At 39.5% G+C, this 547-nt stretch carries 1 pseudogene; it reads right to left on the bottom strand.

The features are described 5' to 3' along the window. Positions 1–273: 273 nt before the first annotated feature. A pseudogene (locus tag R8N49_RS29715) lies at positions 274–547 on the bottom strand (lytic murein transglycosylase); the annotation flags it as partial.

Below are 547 nucleotides of genomic sequence, written 5' to 3'. Positions count from 1 at the left end.
AAACAATAGCCGTTTTATATTTAGTGTGTAAATAATTAATAGGTCCAACCATTGGTTTTCATCTTTTTTGCACACGTAATGTGATGCATATCTATCCAATAAACAAGTGCAAATTGGACTATTATCAGTAAACCACTACTCTTTCTTATTCTTGAGATACATTACCTTAACTTTTTTGCACACGTTTGCATCGAGATCACGAGTTTTTAAATTAGCAGAACAGGATCTTGTAATTTTACGTTCTTCTGACATTCGTTGTTTTGGTGATTATTATCACAAATTAACGAGTGGAGGAAGTCGACTAAAGTCGATCAGAGGCTGTGATGGTGCCGCAGATTCAGCTGCAAATAGAAGCAATGGCTGAAAAGAAGAGTGTTGTAACTGCCCGATATCTATCAGTTTTTCCAAGGCGAAGAAACGACTGACGTACTGATGTGTTTCTTTTGGCAGAGTGAGCTGTTGGAAGTCATCGGTGCCCGCTTTCTTTATAGCGCGAGCAATTCGGCCTTCTCCTGCATTATAGGCCGCCAGCGTTAATGCGAGGTTT

This window comes from Vibrio sp. 1978 (assembly GCF_033344345.1).
Note: the sequence above shows the minus strand (reverse complement) of the source record. Positions and strands in the feature narration are given on the sequence as shown.